Source organism: Streptomyces sp. NPDC058632 (genome assembly GCF_042717095.1).
GTDB lineage: Bacteria > Actinomycetota > Actinomycetes > Streptomycetales > Streptomycetaceae > Streptomyces.
The window spans coordinates 95,940-111,349 of sequence record NZ_JBHXQZ010000009.1; the positions used below are offsets into that span (position 1 = coordinate 95,940).

The 15,410-nt window shown below is 69.5% G+C and carries 14 protein-coding genes and 1 pseudogene; 9 read left to right on the plus strand and 6 right to left on the minus strand.

Translation table 11 applies throughout. The features are described 5' to 3' along the window. Positions 1-12: 12 nt before the first annotated feature. The 3 genes from ACFWVE_RS06070 to ACFWVE_RS06080 form a co-directional block, all read right to left on the minus strand. On the minus strand, positions 13-642 hold the full coding sequence (locus ACFWVE_RS06070; protein ID WP_384008685.1) for a class I SAM-dependent methyltransferase: 630 nt from the start codon (positions 640-642) through the stop codon (positions 13-15). Positions 643-652: 10 nt separating this feature from the next. Further along, the gene (locus ACFWVE_RS06075; protein ID WP_384008687.1) at positions 653-1,006 is read right to left on the minus strand and encodes a transposase; all 354 of its coding nucleotides are present in this window, start codon (positions 1,004-1,006) and stop codon (positions 653-655) included. A 270-nt stretch (positions 1,007-1,276) separates the two neighbouring features. Next, complete coding sequence (locus tag ACFWVE_RS06080) at positions 1,277-3,004, minus strand: SpoIIE family protein phosphatase (protein ID WP_384008689.1); 1,728 nt, start codon at positions 3,002-3,004, stop codon at positions 1,277-1,279. A gap of 742 nt (positions 3,005-3,746) precedes the next feature. Here ACFWVE_RS06080 and ACFWVE_RS06085 point away from each other — a divergent pair. After that, complete coding sequence (locus tag ACFWVE_RS06085) at positions 3,747-4,130, plus strand: AQJ64_40280 family protein (RefSeq protein WP_384008691.1); 384 nt, start codon at positions 3,747-3,749, stop codon at positions 4,128-4,130. A gap of 127 nt (positions 4,131-4,257) precedes the next feature. Here the strand turns inward: ACFWVE_RS06085 and ACFWVE_RS06090 are convergent, their stop codons facing one another. Together ACFWVE_RS06090 and ACFWVE_RS06095 are read right to left on the minus strand one after the other, a co-directional pair. Next, on the minus strand, positions 4,258-5,061 hold the full coding sequence (locus ACFWVE_RS06090) for a MerR family transcriptional regulator (protein ID WP_384008693.1): 804 nt from the start codon (positions 5,059-5,061) through the stop codon (positions 4,258-4,260). Next, on the minus strand, positions 5,054-5,590 hold the full coding sequence (locus ACFWVE_RS06095) for a VOC family protein (protein ID WP_384008695.1): 537 nt from the start codon (positions 5,588-5,590) through the stop codon (positions 5,054-5,056). The genes ACFWVE_RS06090 and ACFWVE_RS06095 overlap by 8 nt, the downstream gene beginning before the upstream one ends. An 800-nt stretch (positions 5,591-6,390) precedes the next feature. On the opposite strand from ACFWVE_RS06095, the gene ACFWVE_RS06100 reads away from it, so the two are divergent. The 6 genes and pseudogenes from ACFWVE_RS06100 to ACFWVE_RS06125 form a co-directional block, all read left to right on the plus strand. Continuing rightward, positions 6,391-7,755, plus strand: coding sequence for an ABC transporter substrate-binding protein (locus tag ACFWVE_RS06100; RefSeq protein ID WP_384008696.1), 1,365 nt, complete (start codon positions 6,391-6,393; stop codon positions 7,753-7,755). Between the two features lie 86 nt (positions 7,756-7,841). Continuing rightward, a complete protein-coding gene (locus tag ACFWVE_RS06105) occupies positions 7,842-8,795 on the plus strand; it encodes a carbohydrate ABC transporter permease (RefSeq protein ID WP_384008698.1) in 954 nt (317 codons plus the stop codon). Beyond that, positions 8,792-9,700, plus strand: a complete 909-nt coding sequence (locus tag ACFWVE_RS06110; RefSeq protein WP_384008700.1) for a carbohydrate ABC transporter permease — start codon at positions 8,792-8,794, stop codon at positions 9,698-9,700. The genes ACFWVE_RS06105 and ACFWVE_RS06110 overlap by 4 nt, the downstream gene beginning before the upstream one ends. Beyond that, positions 9,697-9,897, plus strand: coding sequence for a hypothetical protein (locus tag ACFWVE_RS06115; RefSeq protein WP_384008702.1), 201 nt, complete (start codon positions 9,697-9,699; stop codon positions 9,895-9,897). The genes ACFWVE_RS06110 and ACFWVE_RS06115 overlap by 4 nt, the downstream gene beginning before the upstream one ends. Further along, positions 9,894-12,065 (plus strand): alpha-galactosidase, encoded by a 2,172-nt coding sequence (locus ACFWVE_RS06120; protein WP_384008703.1) that lies wholly within the window; start codon positions 9,894-9,896, stop codon positions 12,063-12,065. The genes ACFWVE_RS06115 and ACFWVE_RS06120 overlap by 4 nt, the downstream gene beginning before the upstream one ends. Next, a pseudogene (locus tag ACFWVE_RS06125) lies at positions 12,062-12,493 on the plus strand (transposase); the annotation flags it as partial. The gene ACFWVE_RS06120 and the pseudogene ACFWVE_RS06125, both read left to right, overlap by 4 nt. A 182-nt stretch (positions 12,494-12,675) precedes the next feature. Here the strand turns inward: ACFWVE_RS06125 and ACFWVE_RS06130 are convergent. Further along, on the minus strand, positions 12,676-13,194 hold the full coding sequence (locus ACFWVE_RS06130; protein ID WP_384008705.1) for a winged helix-turn-helix transcriptional regulator: 519 nt from the start codon (positions 13,192-13,194) through the stop codon (positions 12,676-12,678). A 143-nt stretch (positions 13,195-13,337) separates the two neighbouring features. Here ACFWVE_RS06130 and ACFWVE_RS06135 point away from each other — a divergent pair, with 143 nt between their 5' ends. Both ACFWVE_RS06135 and ACFWVE_RS06140 read left to right on the plus strand, forming a co-directional pair. After that, on the plus strand, positions 13,338-13,694 hold the full coding sequence (locus tag ACFWVE_RS06135) for a nuclear transport factor 2 family protein (protein WP_384008707.1): 357 nt from the start codon (positions 13,338-13,340) through the stop codon (positions 13,692-13,694). A gap of 53 nt (positions 13,695-13,747) precedes the next feature. Then, on the plus strand, positions 13,748-14,590 hold the full coding sequence (locus tag ACFWVE_RS06140) for an SDR family NAD(P)-dependent oxidoreductase (protein WP_384008709.1): 843 nt from the start codon (positions 13,748-13,750) through the stop codon (positions 14,588-14,590). Positions 14,591-15,410 lie beyond the last annotated feature (820 nt).

Here is a 15,410-nt window from a genome sequence, read left to right on the forward strand (position 1 = left end):
ACGAGCCACGCCCTACGGGCGGCGGGCCAGCAAATGGGTGTCGAGGAAGCCCCGCTCGGACGCTGGGTCGTGGAGCAGCCGGGCGAACGTGACGAGTCCGGCCTCGGCGAGCAGCTCGGCGAACTGGTCCGCCGGCCAGCTATAGGCGGGCGTCACCTTGTGGTCGAAGCGGACCGGCTCCGGTCCCTCGGTCCCGAAGAAGGACACCAGGAGCAGGCCCCCTGGTGCCAGGACACGCACCTGCTCGGCGAGTAGCGCGGGCAATTCTCCAGGTGGGGTATGGATCATCGAGTAGTGGGCCAGCACTCCGCCGAGTGCGCCGTCCTCGGCAGGCAGGGCTTCCATTCGCGCTTCGTCGAATCGCAGCGCCGGATGGGCTCGCCGGGCGTGGGCGACCATCGCCGGGGAGAGGTCGAGTCCGAAGGCGTCCAGCCCCAACTCGTGCAGCATGGCCGTCAGATGACCGGGGCCGCACCCGGCGTCGGCTGCCCGCAGGTTCCCCGAAGCACGCACGAGCTCGGCGAAGGTGCCGATCATGTTCCGCGCGAATGGCTGCGTCTCCAGCCGATTAGCGAACATCGACGCGTACAGGTCGACGACCCCGTCATAGGCCGCCCTGGTGTCGTCCTGGTGTCTTAACACGGGAAGGAAACTAACACCCTGGCAGTTCGCAACCCCTCCCGGTCCCTCCTCTCAGGACTGATCGTCCCCTCACCTGAGCACGGGGCACCCTCGGTAGTTCAGAGAAGAGTTCGTCCCGGCACCATCCGACGAGGGAGCCGGTGTGGCCGCCGTCGGCCCAGACGGAGGTGATGTCGCGGTGCAGGCGGCGTGGCCGTCTCAGCAGGCCCGCCGCGGCGTCCCGGCCGCCGATGTTCGCGGCGGTGACGCAGACGGCCAGGAGCATGCCGAGGGTGTCGGTCACGATGTGCCGTTCGCGGCCCGGCACCCTCTTCCCGCCGTCGTAGCCGCGTGAGGCGGCCGGCACCGACGCGGCGGCCCGCACCGACTGCGCGTCGATGATCCCCGCCGTGGGCTCGGCCTCGCGTCCCTCGCGTTCACGGGCCTTCCCGCGCAGCCGGTCGTGGAACTCTGTGATCAGCCCGTGCTCGCGCCGGCGGCGGAGGAAGGCGTAGACCCGGCCCCGGCCGGGGAAGTACGCGGGCAGCGCCCGCCACGAGATCCCGCCCGCGACAGGTAGCGGATCGCGTCCAGCAGCCGGCGGTGGCAGTAGCCCTCGGGCCGTCCCCCTCTGCCCCCGCCACGAGCTGACTGTCTATGCACGAGCGGGCATGCGCAGCGCCAGCATGGCGACGTCGTCGTCGTTGTCGTCGGGGCGGACCTGTTCCAGCAGCAGGTCGCAGAAGGAATCCAGGGGGCGGTGGGCGAGAGAGGCCGCGTGTCGACGCAACCGGTCCAGTCCGTGGTCGATGGAGTGGTGCGGTGACTCGACCAGGCCGTCGGTGTAGAACAGAACGATGGTGCGGGGCGGTAGGACGGTGCAGGCATCGGGGCGGGGCCGGATCATTCCGGTCCCGAGCAGGATGCCGTGGGCGTCGGTGAGGTAGCGGGCACGACCGTCGTGGCTGACCAGCAGCGGAGGAGGGTGGCCTGCGTTCGTCCAGCACAGTCGCCACGCCTCGTCGTCGCCGAGAGCGAGCGTGGCCAGGATCATGGTCGCCATGGGGACCTCGGCTATGTGCTTCACCGCGTTGTCGAGCTCGGTGACGACGGCGCTGGGCGTGGCCTCGGGCTGGGACCACGTGAAGGCGCGCAGCATGTTGCGGACCTGCGCCATGCCGGCTGCGGCGTCGAGGTCGTGCCCGACCACGTCGCCGATGGCCAAGGCGTGGGAGTTGTCGGTGAGGGCGAAGGCGTCGTACCAGTCACCGCCGACGGAGGAGGCGTGCGGAGCGGGTACGTAGCGCGCCGTCATGTCCACCCCGGGCACGGTGGGGAGCTGGGGCAGCAGGTGGCGCTGCATGGTTTCGGCGACCTTGCGCTGGCGCTGGTAGAGACGCGCGTTGTCCAGCGCCAGGCCGGCCCGTCGGGTGACGTCCTCCAGCAGCGGCAGATCGGCCGCGGTGAAGGCGTCGGCACGTGTCGAGCGTCCCAGGGTCAGGGCTCCGAGCACGTCGCGCAGACCTCTGATGGGCGCGATGACAGCGGATTGCATGCCCGTTTCGGTGAACAAGCGACCCTGCTCGACCGCGATTCCGGAATCGGGCGGGCCCTGATAGGTGGCGGGACCGGCAAGAGAGGACGCGGCGCCGCGCAGAGCCCGCGACAGGGGCATCGGGGACTCCTCCGGCACGGGGGGCATGGGCCCTTGCAGGTCCTCCCGCTCGACCAGGACTCCGTCCTTGTGCTCGATCACCAAGGCGCGCCGGACCTCGTCTCGTTCCGTGAGCAGATCGATCACCGCCCAGTCCGCAAGCCGGGGCACCGTCAGGGCCGCCAGCCGGCGCATGGCCTCGTCCACATCCAGGGTGGACGTCAGCTGGGTGGTCGTCTCCGCCAGCAGCGCCAGGCGGTCCAGCTCCGTCAGCGGTGCCGGGACCTCATTGACACCCTCGTCCGATACGCCCTGATCCGATCCGTGCAGCAGCACCAGCGCACCCGCCCCTTCCGACCCCGCGGAGCAGGGCGCGACGAACCAGGACAACCGGACGAGCGTGCCGTCTCCCCGGGCGAACCACTCCGCGTCGCCGCGCTCGGTCCTCCCGGCGAGCAGCGCGTTTCGCATCCGACAGCGCACGCGGGGCATGGTGTGTCCATGACTGTCACGGTGCAGCAGGTCATGGAAATCCTGCCCCACGAATTCCTCGAAGCTGCGACCCAGTTCGCTTTGGGCCGCGCCGTTGGCCCAGACGATGTATCCGTCATCGTCGACGACAACGACAGCCGTCTGCACGTCCTCCAGCGTTGCACCAAGCAGGGCGCCGGACCACTTCTGGGGGCCGAGCACAGCGGGATCTCCCGTGTGGGCGCCGGTTACGTCCATGACCCTCCTCTGGCGGATACGCACCTACCCGAAAGGTACCCTGGTGGCGGGGCGGCTTCGTTTCCCTCAGCGGCGGCGTTCGTCTCTCGTTGTGACCTAAACATTCACGAATGACGTCACCGCGTGGGCCGCCCGCCGCCTGTGACAGTTCCTTCACGCCGCCTCGATCACCGAGCAGGCAGAGGCCCGCAGGGGTCTTGGACCAAGAATCCGGACCATTCCCGGGTCAGCACCCCTCCAACTGCTTCACAAGAGGCCATTTCCGCGGGTCAGCGTCACGTAAGGCGTGTACCACCAGCAGACGAAGCACCTGCTGACCTCAACGTCGGACCAAGCCGGCTCCCACAAACCGGCGTCCAGAACGCGAACCGTCTTCGTAATGCTCCCAGGCATCAGGTGCCGGTAGGTGCGATACGCCTCCTCGATGGACTTGCGCCCCGTCCATACCGCTACGTCGGTGATCGGTATCCCGTTCCCGAGCGCGTTCGGGGCGAAGTGGTGCCGGAAGCTGTACATCCCGACACCGTCCTCGGTTTCGACCGGAGGCGATAAACGCCAAGCCGAGTCCGGAGAAGGGGAAGGGAGGTCGTCGCGGAGCGCTCGGTGCCGTGCTCGTTCCGTCCCGAGCAACCTTCGCGGACGCCGAGCGGTCTTGCCTGGTGCCGAGGCCGGGGCAGTGCCCTTGCCGACGGGTCGGCACAGGGCAGAGGACGACGTGCCGAGGGCCTGAGCGAGGGTGGAGATGACGAATCCGAACACCGTGGTGACGTGGGTGGACGCCCGCGACAGACTGCCTCGGAGCGGTACGCCGGTGGCAGCGGCGATCACGGGCCGGTATCCGGCTGACAGCGTCACTGGGCCCGATACGGCGTCGGGGGAGGAATTCCGGCTGGTGAGGCCGATGTACTTCACGACTCTGCACTGGAGTGGGGACGGGGCGGAGCACAGAGACTGCTTCGTCGACTCCGACGGGGTCGTCCGTCTGCCCTACGGCCTCACCAGTGCTGAAACCGTGACCCACTGGGCAGAGCTTCCCACCCTGCCGGGCGGGACGACGCACGTGGTTCTGGGGAAGGACGCGCGGACAGCTCTCCGGAACGCGTGGGGCGCCGGTCCCATCCCCTGACTCACAGCAGCCTGCTCGGACACTTCGTGGCCCCTCGCAGGCGGGCGTTTGCGTGAGTCAGGGGAACACCTCCGGGTTCGTGAGGACGTCGGACGCCTCCACGGGTGCAGGCTTCCGGAGCCGCGCTCTACTGCCAGGTCGCGGTGTCGGGGTCGATGTTGTGGGCGCGCGCGCCGGCGTCGATGATTCGACGGAACCACGTGGCAAGGCCGGCGCGGATGCCGTCGTAGTGGGCGGCGAATGCCGGATCGGCCTCATACATGCGGCCGAGGCAGACCTGCATCTGCCTGGTGAGGGGAAAGTACGAAGAAAAAACCTCGCGGTGCCACTCGACGAGTCGATTCGCTTCCGGGCTGCCCGGTGTGACGCCGGCGTCCATCGCGTCCCCGAGGGCACGGTCGAGGCCGGCGACGGCGTCGGCGATGGCCTGCCATTCCTCCGGACCGCGAGAGGCCGAGCGTTCGGCGTACTGCAGCCATTGCGTCGTGTCTCCGTAGCGCCGGCGGGCTTGGTCGGGCCAGTCCGGGTTCCACCGGGGCCCGAAGATCGCGGTCTGCTGCTCGACGGTCAGCAGCAGGCCGCGCTCGTGGGCGTCGATCATCCGATCCAGTCCGGCGCCGAGCTGCTGGAGGCGGTCGATCCGTTCAGCGACCTGGGTGCGCTGCGCGCGCAATGCGCCGGGCACGTCTGCGGTCGAGTCGTCCAGGACGGCCCGGATCCTGTCCAGGCCGAGACCGAGCTCACGGTAGACGACGATGCGGTGCAGGCGTTCCAGATCACCAGTGGTGTAGAGCCGGTATCCGGCGGCCGTGCGCAGCGACGGTCGCGCCAGACCTATCTCGTCCCAGTGGTGCAGCGCGCGGACTGTCACGCCCAGACGTGTTGAGACCTGGCCGACGGTCAGGCCATCGGCGTCAGTGGTATCAGGCATGCTCCTCATTGTCGCCGCGGCCGACGCCCGGTGGGGTGATCCCGATGGCTTCGAGGTTCCGCGCCTCCTGACTGGCCGGATCAAAGGGCTTCGCCGCGGTGAAAACGATCCGGGCGTTCTCGGGGGTGGTCACCGCCACGTCGCGGGTGTTCCAGGGAGTGTCCCGTGGACCGTCGACCGAGTTCGGGCGCAACGCACGACAGGCCTCGACAAGGGAATCGACCTGGCCGAGCACGCACGCGAAACTGAGGCTCATCGCTGGGGTCTGCTCCGGAACGCTTGGCGCCGGGACGAGGAGTACGTCCTGGAACGCCCACCGGCGCAGATGCACAAGCCTGCCGGGGATGCCGAACAGTTCGAAGAACCCGAGCCCACGAGTCCAGAAGTCCACCGAGGCCGCCAGATCGCTCGTGGGGATCGTCACGAACGCGGGCATTCCGTAGATGCCACGGAACGGCTCCGGCGGAACCGCGTCCGGGCCGGGATCGGGAACGGGACTCATCTCAAACGCGTGGTAGTAGTCGCTCATGCACCCCACCCTCCAGCCTCACGCGACGTGAGGGTCAAGCCGGTTCCGTGAATCTCGCCCTGCCCCAACGATGCGACCAACGGTGTGGCCGAGTACGGGAAGCAGGGACATCCGGAGCGGTTCGGTAACCCCAGGGGCTCCGGCCCTTCCGGACGAGGAGCAGGCCCCGTCCGGATTCGCCGTCGCTGTCGGCATCGCCGGCCGGGGGTACGGCGAACGACGGGACCCCTGTTCACGCCACTTGCCGCGCAGGGCGCAGGGCGCAGGGCGCAGGGCGCAGGGTGCAGGGCGCAGGGTGGAGTGCGTGTCCGTGGCCGACAGGCCCAGCGGTACGGAAGCACATATGCGCGAGCTCACCGGCGCACCCGACGCGGGGCGACGCTCCCGGGCGTTCACCCCGCGAATCCGGGGGTGGGCTCCGCGGCGCGACTTCCCCGTTCAGCCGGTTGAACGAGCCCTTCCGGGCGGCGGCACGCCGAGGGGGCGCCGGGAATGCGCTCGCGGCGCCAAGGGGCCCAAGGGGCCCAAGGGGAACGTCTCACAGGCCGCATCATTCACTCCCGCACATTCACTGAATCGTTTTCTGACAACGTTCGACAATCTCGTCCGATGATCGACGAAGCCAACTCCCGCAGGTGGAGACCATTGTTCAGTGGCCTCGCCACGTCGATAACGGTTTGTGTTTGGTTCCGTTTTTTCCCGATTGGCTGTGTTGACTTCACGAGTCGTTAACAGTCAATGTGTGCGCACCCCGACGCCCTGGGACACAGAGCAGGGCGGCATGCACCTGAGGAGACGTCATGTCGCTGCGGACCCAACGCCCCGTGCTCCGCCGGACCCTGGCGGCCCTTGCCGCCCTTCCGCTGCTCGCCACGGCGGCATGCGGCGGCTCCGGCACCGATGACAGCGCCTCGGGCGGTCGGGGCACGTGCGAGAAGAGCGAGGGCAAGGTCGGGCTGACGTACTGGTCCTGGATCCCCGGCGTCGAGAAGGCGGTCGCCGAGTGGAACCGCCGGAACCCGGACATCCAGGTGTCCGTCAAGTCGACCCCGAACGGCAACGCGGGCACGTACCAGAACATGTCCAACGCCCTGAAGGCGGGCAACGCCCCCGACCTCGGCCAGATCGAGTACGACTCGCTGGCGAGCTTCCGCCTCCAGGAGGGCCTCACCGACATCGCCGCGTGCGCGGGCGTCAAGGAGGCCGAGGACGGCTTCGTCGGGTGGACCTGGTCGCAGGTGACCTTCGGAGCCGGCGGCGAGGACGGGGTCTGGGCGGTGCCGCAGGACACGGGCCCGATGGCCCTCTTCTACCGCAAGGACCTGTTCGAGAAGCACGGCATATCCGTCCCGGAGACCTGGGAGGAGTACTACGAGGCGGCCAAGAAGCTGAAGAAGGCCGACCCGAAGGCGTACATGACGCACTTCTCGCAGACGGACCCGAACTGGTTCAGCGGCCTGCTGTGGCAGAGGGGCGCGAACATGTTCGCCCAGGACGGCGACGCGTGGAAGGTCGACGTCGACAGCCCGGCCGCCGGCGAGGTGGCGGACTACTGGCAGAGGATGATCGACGAGAAGCTGGTCGCGACCGATCTGCAGGGTTTCTCCCCGGCGCTCTACAAGGCGTGGAACGACGGTGAGGTGGCGACCTGGGTCAGCGCCGCCTGGGGTTACAGCACCATCCGTGACAACGCCGAGGCGACCTCCGGCAAGTGGGGCGTCGCGCCGATGCCGCAGTGGTCGGCGGGCGACGACACGGCCGGCAACTGGGGCGGTTCGACCACGGCCGTCCTCGGCAGGAGCGAGCACCCCCACGAGGCGGCGAAGTTCGCGCTGTGGCTGAACACGGACCCGAAGGCGCTGGAGATCCTCAACCGTGAGGGCGGTCTCTACCCCGCGGCCACCGGGGGACTCGAACTGGAGGCCCTGCGGCAGCCGGTGGACTTCTACGACGGCCAGAAGGTCTTCGACGTCTTCGCGGACGCCTCCAAGAACGTCACCACGGACTGGACCTTCGGCCCGACGATGACGGACACCTACCGCTTCATGGGCGACGGCATCGCGGGAGCGCTGGGCGGCAAGGGAACGCTCGGGGACGCGCTCGCGCAGACGGACGCCAGGACGGTGGATTCCCTGGAGAAGCAGTCCCTCGAGGTCGCCAAGTAAGTGACGCACGGAGGCCGGCGGGTGCACCGGGCCGCACCCGCCGGTTCTCTCCCCCTCGTCGAGGAAGCCTGGGAAGAGACCACGACATGACCGTCGACCGGACAGACTCGACAGCCGTGACAGCGGCGCCGGCGAAGAACACCGCAGCTCCCGCTCCGCCGCGCCGCAGACGGAACTGGGCGCCCGTCCTCTTTCTCCTGCCGTTCTTCATACCGTTCGTGCTGTTCACCCTGGTGCCGGTCGGCTACGCCTTCTACCAGAGCCTGCTCAGGACGGAACGGACCGGCGGCACCTTCGGCCGCAGGACGACCGTGTTCGCCGGTCTCGACCAGTACGGGGAAGTGTTCGGCGACGCCGAGTTCCTCGGCAGCGTCGGCCGGGTGCTGCTCTTCGGCCTGGTGCAGATCCCGGTGATGCTGCTGCTGGCCCTGGTGCTCGCGCTGCTGCTGGACTCCACGGTGGCCCGCCTGAAGCGCTTCTTCCGCATCGCCTACTTCGTGCCGTACGGCATCCCCGGCGTGATCGCCGCACTCATGTGGGCCTTCCTGTACGACCCGCGCCTGTCGCCCGTCGTGGATCTGCTCGACAGGGCCGGGTCCGCGCCGGACTTCCTCGGCTCGTCGATGATGCTCTGGTCCATCGGCAACATCGTGACCTGGACCTACACCGGGTACAACATGCTGATCATCTACGCCGCGCTGCAGGCCGTTCCGTCCGACGTCTACGAGGCGGCACGCATGGACGGAGCGGGCGAGGCGACGATCGCCCGGCGCATCAAGGTCCCCATCCTGCGTCCGGCCCTCATCCTGACGGGCGTCTTCTCGATCATCGGGACCCTGCAGCTGTTCACCGAACCACAGGTGCTGCGCTCCATCTCCACCAGCGTCACCAGCACCTACACACCCAACCTGGCGGCCTACTCGCTCGCCTCGTCGGACAACTACAGCGAGGCCGCCGCCATGTCGGTGACGCTGGCCCTGGCCACGTTCGTCCTGTCGTTCGGATTCCTCAAGCTCACGGGTCGAAAGGGCGAATCATGAGCCTCCTCACCGACACCGCGGGCGCCCACGCGCCCGCGCAGGCCTCCGGGACACCGCGCGGCCCGCGGGAGAGCCGCCTCTCGGTGGCCGTCGCCACCGGTTTCCTGGCCGTGATCGCCCTCTACATGCTGCTTCCGGTGTTCTGGCTGGTCGTCTCGGCCACCAAGAGCCAGGGCGACCTGGTCGGCTCGTTCGGCCTGTGGTTCTCCGACTTCCACCTGACCGACAACCTGCGGGCACTGTTCGCCAAGCAGGACGGGGTCTATCTGCCCTGGCTGCTCAACAGCCTCCTCTACGCCGGTGCGGGTGCGGCCGTCGGCACGCTGCTGTCCGCCATGGCCGGCTACGCCTTGGCCAAGTACCGTTTCCGCGGGCGGGAGTTCCTGTTCTCCGTCGTGCTCGGCGGTGTGCTGGTCCCGGCCACGGCGCTCGCGCTGCCGCTGTTCCTGCTCTTCGCCGAGGTGGGCGCCACCAACACCTTCTGGGCGGTCTTCCTGCCGAGCGTCGTCAGCCCGTTCGGCGTCTACCTCTCGCGCATCTTCGCGGCCGCCTCCGTGCCCGACGAACTCCTGGAGGCCGCCCGCATCGACGGGTCGGGAGAGCTGCGGACCTTCTTCACCATGGCGCTCCGGCTGATGTCGCCCGCCATGGTGACGATCTTCCTGTTCCAGTTCGTGGTCATCTGGAACAATTTCCTGCTGCCGCTGGTGATGCTCCAGGACGACCGCCTCTACCCGGTCACCCTGGGCCTGTTCACCTGGCAGTCCCAGGTCAGCCGCGACCCCTCGCTGCAGATCCTCAGCCTCACCGGGTCGCTCGTCTCGGTCGTCCCGATCGTCATCACCTTCCTGGTGCTCCAGCGCTACTGGAAGGCCGGTCTCGCGGCGGGAGCGGTGAAGTCGTGAACGACGCGCTCAAGCACCTGTCCGACCGGCCCGGCGGGACCGCCCACGGCGGCGACCACGACAACGACCACGTCTGCCGCGAGGTGCTGGAACGCGGCGTCGGTGAACCGACCGTGGTCGAGCCGGCCCGGCTTTCGCAGAGGGCGGCCTCCTCCGCCCACCCCCATCCCGGACCTACCGAAAGCGTACGCACGTGACCGTCGACCGTTCTTCCCCTCTCCTCCATTTCCGTGCGGGGGGCACGAGCCTGGTCCTCGACTGCTCGGGGCCCCGCCTCCCCCGGGTGCTGCACTGGGGAGCCGACCTCGGAGACCTGGGGGACGGCACCTCGGGCGGCGCGGACGACCTCGCCTCCCTCGCCACGGCGAGCATCGCCGAGCTGGGCACCAGCGTTCCCGACGTCCCGGTCCCCGTGAGCGTGCTGCCCGAACAGTCGGCCGGCTGGCTGGGCACACCGGGGCTGTCCGGCCACCGCGAGGGCGCCGACTTCTCCTGCGCCTTCACCGTCCGGGAGCTGCGGCTGACGGCCCCCCGCTCGCTGACGGTCGAGGCCACGGACGAGCAGGCCCGGCTCGGCCTGCTCTGGGAGCTGGAGCTGACCTCCTCCGGTCTCGTCCGCCATCGTGCGTTCCTCACCAACCGGGGTGAGGGCCCCTACACGCTGGAGGCACTGCAGCTCGCCCTGCCGGTACCGGCCCACGCCGCCGAAGTGCTCGACCTGACCGGCCGCCACCTGCGGGAACGTTCTCCGCAGCGGCACGGGTTCACCCTCGGCACGCACCTTCGGGAGAACCGTCGCGGCCGCACCGGCGTCGATGCGACCCTCGTCCACACCGTGGGTGAGCGGGGTTTCGGCTTCCGCGGCGGTGAGGTGTGGGGTCTGCACGTGGCGTGGAGCGGCAACCACCGCGCGTTCGCCGAGCGGACGAACTCCGGCGTCTCCCTCCTGGGCGGCGGTGAGCTGCTCCTGCCGGGTGAGGTGCGTCTGCGGCCCGGCGCCACGTACGGGACTCCGTGGATGTACGGCTCCTACGGCCAGGGCCTGGACGACATGGCGGCCCGCTTCCACACCCACCTGCGACAACGCCCTCATCACCCCGCCGCGCCGCGGCCCGTCACACTCAACACCTGGGAGGCGGTCTACTTCCGGCAGGACCTGGACACCCTCACGGCCTTGGCGGACGCGGCGGCGGAGGTCGGCGCCGAGCGGTTCGTACTCGACGACGGCTGGTTCCGCGGACGCCGCGACGACCGGGCCGGGCTGGGCGACTGGTACGTGGACCCCGAGGTCTGGCCGCAGGGGCTGCACCCGCTGGTCGAGCACGTCCGGTCCCGGGGGCTGCAGTTCGGCCTCTGGGTCGAACCGGAGATGATCAATCCGGACTCGGACGTGGCCGGGGCCCACCCGGAGTGGATGCTGTCCGCGGCCGGGCGCATGCCGCCGGAGGCCCGGCACCAGCAGGTGCTCGATCTGGGCCGCCCGGAGGCGTGCGCGTACGTGCTCGACCGGCTGGACGCCCTGGTCACCGAGTACGCCATCGACTACCTCAAGTGGGATCACAACCGTGACCTCGTCGACGCGGGCAGCGGCCCGTACGGCGTGGGCGGGGTGCACGCCCAGACCACGGCGGTGTACGCGCTGATGGACGAGCTGCGCCGACGCCACCCTGCACTGGAGATCGAGTCCTGTTCCTCGGGCGGCGCCCGGGTGGACCTCGGCATCCTCGAACGCAGCGACCGGGTGTGGACGAGCGACTGCATCGACGCCCTGGAACGGCAGCAGATCCAGTGCTGGACGGGCCTGCTGCTGCCTCCGGAGCTGATGGGCGCGCACGTCGGCGCCCCCGTCTCGCACACCACGGGCCGCACGCACGGTCTCGACTTCCGCGCCGGCACCGCGTTCTTCGGTCACATGGGCATCGAGTGGGACCTCACCCGGGCGACACCCGGGGAACGCCGCCGGCTCGCCGACTGGATCGAGGCCCACAAGCGCCTCCGCCCGCTGCTGCACGGCGGGACGGTCGTCCACGCCGACCATCACGACCCCGCGTTGCTGGTGCACGGCGTCGTGGCCCCCGACCGGTCCCGTGCCGTCTACGCCGTGGTGCAGACGGCGACGAGCGTGCAGGTACCGGCGGGCCGCGTGCGCCTGCCCGGCCTGGCGCCGGACGCGCACTACGCCGTCACCCCGCTGCCGCCGGGGAACGAGTTCCGGGGCCCGGTCACCAGCCCGCTTCCCTGGTGGACGCCGGAGGGTGTCGAACTGCCGGGCCGCGTCCTGTCCGTGCTCGGCGTCCAGGCGCCGACCCTTCATCCGGAAAGCCTCGCGCTGATCGAGGTCCGGCGGATCGCACACCGGGCATGACGCACCCGTGCGGGAGCGTCGAGGTCCCGGACGCTTCGTCACCGGCTCCCGCACGGGCCGCACCGGCCGACACGGCCGCCGGCACCGCGACCTGCCCGGCCGGACATGCCGCCGACCTCGGACAGGTCAGAGCCGACGGCGCCCGCACCGCCCAGTTCGAACGCGTCTGCGCCGACTGCCCCCTGCGCGGACGCTGCACCACCTCCAAGACCGGACGCACCCTCAACATCCACCCCCGGCACGAGTTGCTGGCCGCCGCCCGTCACCAGGCGGCCACCGATACGGCCTGGCAGGACGAATACCGCAGATGGCGGCCACCCGTCGAACGCGCCATCGCCCGGCCGGCTGCCAAAGGCAACCGCCGGGTTCCGCACCGAGGCGTCATCGCCAACAACATCTGGCTCCATCACCGCGCCGCCGCACTCAACCTCCGCCGACTGACCGGCCTCGGACTCGCCCGGGCCGACGACAGCCGGCACCTCACCCCGGCCACCGCACACGAAGGGGCCGCCCGGCCCAGAGCCGAGCAGCCCCTCAACCAAGATTTTCAGCAGCCTTCCAGGGGAAGCCGGGTCGCTGCGCGTGACGGTGGCGGCGAAAGCAGGCACGCCTACTGCGCGTCGGCCCTGCCCGGCCGCTGGCTCCGCAGTTCCGTGTACCGTGAGCGCATTGCGGTGCTCGCGGCCGGACCGGCGGCGAAGACGAACGCCTCACTGTCGTCGAGGTTCCTTCCTGTACGGGCGTCGACCAGGACCGGCTCGACCTCCTCGCCGCTGGCGGCGTCCACCAAGATCATGGAACGCTCCTGCGGCGTCAGGTGCCGGTTACCCCAGGCGGCCAGGGCCACGATCACTGGCCGAAGGGATCGGCCCCGCTCGGTGAGCACGTACTCGTAACGGGCCGGCTTGTCCTGGTAGAGCCGCCGTTCCAGCAGGTCATCCGCGACCAGCATCTTCAGCCGCGCGGTGAGCATGCTGGTGGAGATATTCAGATTCTGCTGGAACTGGTCGAAGCGTGTATAGCCATCGAAGGCGTCATGCAGGATCAGCAGAGTCCACCACTCGCCGACGTGCTGCACCGTCGTCGACAGCGGGCACTCCCGGTCCTCCAGCCGTATGCGGCTCGACATGTCACCCTCCAAAAGTTACTGCTAATATAGAAGTCAGTACCTTCTATTTTAGCAGTCGGAGGGGTTCTGCGGTGTTGTGTGCACGCCGGGCAGTGCAAGAGCTGCATCCCGTGACTGCTTGCCCTGGCGCAGAGGAAGAACCCGTGAATCAGAACCCGACGTCGATCGACCCCACCGACCTGCCCGAAGCGATCACGCGCTACCTGACGGGGCGCGTCGCCAAGGACGCCTCCGCTGCCGCACCGGCCTTCGCACCGCACGCCACTGTTACGGACGACGGACACACCTACGAGGGAGCCGAGGCCATCGCCCGATGGCTCGGGCAGACCGACACCGAGTACACCTACACGACCACGCTCACCGGTGCGGAACGCGACGCACCCAACCGGTACACCGTCCACCAGCACCTCGAAGGGAACTTCCCCGGCGGGAAAGTCGACCTGTGCTGCCACTTCGTCCTGACCCACGGACTGATCGGCGAACTCAGCATCACCCCCTGACCGGCCGCCCGCCACCCCTTGCACATCCGATTCCCGGCAGGAGCACGAACAGCATGAAGACCTGGTTCATCACCGGCGGCACCCCCGGCGGATTCGGCATGGCCTACGCCGACGCCGCCCTGGAGCTGGGCGACAACGTCGTCCTCACCGCCCGCCGCCCCCACCTGCTCGACGACTGGGCCCCCCGCCACGGCGACCGGGTGCTCATCCACGCCCTGGACGTCACCGACACACGGCAGGTCCACGACGCCGTCCGGGCCGCCGAAGAGCGTTTCGGCCGTATCGACGTCCTGGTCAACAACGCCGGCCGGGGGTGGTACGGCTCCGTCGAGGGCACGCCCGACAGCGAGGCCAGGGCCTCCTTCGAGCTGAATTTCTTCTCCGTCACGCAGATGCTCCGCGCCGTCCTGCCTGGCATGCGGAAGCGCGGTAACGGATGGATCGTCAACATGTCCTCCGTCGCCGGACTGCGCAGCGTGCCGGGCTTCGGCTACTACAGCGCCGCCAAATACGCCGTCGAAGGGCTCACCGACGCACTACGTCACGAAGTAGCCCCGTTCGGCATCAAGGTCCTGGCCGTGGAGCCAGGTGCCTTTCGCACACACGCCTACGCGTCGTTCGCCGACGAAGCCGTGAGCGAGACGGTCGACGCCTACCTGCCCTTGATCCGTTCCGTCCGCTCCTCCATGATCAAACAGAACGGTGAGCAGCCCGGTGACCCCCACCGAGGAGTGCGCGCTGTCGTGGACGCCATGAACAGCACCACCCCGCCCCGCCGTATCGTCCTGGGCGCCGACGGCTACGCGGCCGTCCAGGAGAAGCTGACGGACATGGCGGCAGAACTGCGCGCCTTCGAAGCGGCCTCGCGCAGCGCGGACTTCCCCCAGCGCTCATAAGGAAGAACGAAGTCGAAAGGCGCGGGTCGAAACACCTCCCAAGGGTGACCGACCAGGGCGGTGACCAGCCCGCGGGCCCACGCCATGGTCAGCCGCTTCGCGGCCGTCGCGCGCGTCTCCCATTGGGGTTCCCCCGAGACGCGGGGAAGGGTGACAGCAGATCAGGCAGCGACCGAACACGTGAACCTGAAACCACGTCAACCCGCTCCGACCAGTTGGTCAGCCACTCCCGCACAGCGGGGGAACCTCGGTCACGGATCTGGGACGGGACCGGATCTGACCTGCCGCGCCCGAGGCCGCGGCGCCCAGGCCTCTGTCACAGCCCTCCCCCGGTGGCGGTCCCGGCACCGTCCGGCACCGCCACCGGTCGTCCGAAGACCGGCCGCGAGTGCGCCCGCCGCGTCCCGGCGGTCCCCGGATGTCATCGATGCCGTGCGACCCTTTCCGTCGAACCCGCTCCGACGCGTCCGGCAGGTACGCGTGTCACGATCAGGACGGCATCGGGAGCAGGCTCCGGGGCACGACATGGCCGCCCCGTGGAGCACGGCGGCGGGAACTGTGACAGATGTTGGTTGTCGGTGCCGTCGTGGGCAGGCTGCGGCACCGTCAGGGGCGGGTGACAATGCGGCCGCGGCGCGGCTTGCGGAGAAGGGCGGTGGCAGCGGGAGCACCGGAGGGGCCACGTCCTGGACGGGCTCGGGAAGACCGGGTCGGAGGGCCCCTGTCCGAAGTGACGGTGACAGGCTCAGCACGAGACGGGCCCGGGGGGGTTGCGGGCGGGGGGGGGGCCGGTGCGGGGGCCGGGGCGGCGGGGGGGGGT